The sequence below is a fragment of the Aliterella sp. E5.1 genome (assembly GCF_057473825.1).
In genome coordinates, this window is sequence record NZ_JBYCCV010000277.1 from 1 (window position 1) to 2,014 (window position 2,014).

1 protein-coding gene is annotated in these 2,014 nt (G+C 39.0%); it reads right to left on the reverse strand.

Annotated elements, in window-relative coordinates:
- Positions 1-375 precede the first annotated feature (375 nt).
- A complete protein-coding gene (locus AC2VE5_RS26250; protein ID WP_486890495.1) occupies positions 376-861 on the reverse strand; it encodes a hypothetical protein in 486 nt (161 codons plus the stop codon).
- Positions 862-2,014: the final 1,153 nt, after the last annotated feature.

Here is a 2,014-nt window from a genome sequence, read left to right on the forward strand (position 1 = left end):
CTAGCCCTGGACAAGCTTGAGGATTGTTCGGGGCTGACTTCTTGGATTGCCCAGCTGACAATGGTTCTGCCAGAAATAAAGTTAGGGTAGTCAATAGAGCTATAAAGCGATTCATGTTAATTTGTGTGAATAAAACATGAAATTATCAGACGCTGGAGACTAATCTCATGGCTTTTATGGTTTTCACAGACCATCTACCGTAAAAAGATGGTCTGTGAAGGTTAACTAGACTAATCAAACTATTGAAAATTAAGAGACTTCAGTATTACTAACCTTTCCTAATTTTAATCAAAAAGATATGGGTATACGAGGTTTCCTTGAGCTTTAGAAGGTTAAGGGTTTTGATATTTATTTTTTCCAGCTGTTTTCAATAAACTAAGGCTGTATGTTTGGGCCTTTCTGAAATATTATACTGCCAACGGTAGTATGGCTGAGATAATCTCCTGAAATAGCATCACGAGCTGAGATGACATTAGCCTTTGAGTAGTCAGCATTATCGGCTTTTAGTCCATTTGGAAAATCTACTTTTAACACTGATACCATCCTATCTGGAGAGATATCTGATGGAACTGATGCGCCGTCTCCGTATTCAGTCATATACTCTTGATAAGACATGAATTCAACTGACTGTAGGAGTGCGCCGGGGAGCATTTTTTTCTGATAATATTCTTTTCCAAGAAAACGTTCAGTTGGTAAGTCTTTGTTTGCAGGGAGTCTTACTGGTAGTGGATTGACGGGAATATCTCTGGGAGTGGGAAGTGATGGCAGATCTGTCTGCGCCTTACTAAGCTTTACAAGCAATGGGCTAATGATCACAAGAGAGCTGGTGAGAAGGATAAGAATCTTTGTACTTAAATTCATGGTTTTTGTAATGATTTAAGAGTAGTTTGCAGATGGGTCTTGTATTCGAAGCTAGTGTGCCACTGAAACTGCTGATAACATGAAAGGTTTGTGTTAGACAATAAACCTTTTAGCGCGTTGACAACTTATAATCGATCCAATCAAATTACTAGGGCCAAGATTGATTTGTGTAAAAATTGATTTTACGATTAGTGACATCATAAACGGAATTCCAAGATGGAATCCTTCCATTGTCTCCATCTAACACTCCACTGGATGGCCAATTTGTCCATGCGTTAGAGGTATTTAGGTGATACAAGGAATTTGCGTAGGTTCCGCTTCTAAACTTACTAAGACCATTATTGGTTTCTATCCCTACTTGCATATATGGAAAACTACTATTGTTGGAATATAGTGAACCTCTATAGGCTCCATTATCAATGCTGAAGTTCCATATCCATAGGGAGTTACTGGCACTACCTCTCGTTGCTTGATAGGTGTGAGCACCAGTAGGGTTATAAGGTCCAATTAGAATTCGTTGGTATATTGGCGAGTTAGACCCATTAGTTCTCTGTTTAGCATAGTAGTGGCCAGCCCAGTATTTGGTGCTAGAAACTCCATCAGGAGCACTATATCCTTTTATGTCCCCAATCTCGACCCAATTACCTCCACCATCTAGGAGCCACATTTCTTTTGAGACAAAGATTTTGTAAGTTGTGTCAGGGTTAGGAGGGGCCAGATCTTGTTGCCCGTAAACGCTTTGAAAAAACCCACCTATATTAGTCTGATTTAACTGTTGTTTTGCATAAGCATTGCTAGTATTTTGAGTCTGACCACTGGCAATATGTACGTTTATCCAAGGTGACATTACTGCCAAGCTAGCCCCTATCAAGATAGCTTTTATCCTAGGCACGATTCCCCCCTTATAATTTTAATGATCTTAGAAATTTCTACTATACCTTAGGCATTGTTGATTTAGTAGTCCTAAAGGAGTAACAATGCAGCTCAGGGTGGATATAACCGATATGTGCTGGAAAATAAGACTTCGGCAGGGATATAAAGATACTCTCCTTCTTAAAGTTATTAAAATTCTTCTGATGCCATTTCTGTGTAGCGAATAGATTGCTGAACATAGAAATTTTTGCCCAGGCTTAATCTTGCTGATTCAAGAATT

Bases quoted from the DNA above. Each gene is read 5' to 3' on its own strand.
- AC2VE5_RS26250 (WP_486890495.1), bottom strand. From the start codon at position 861: ATGAATTTAAGTACAAAGATTCTTATCCTTCTCACCAGCTCTCTTGTG.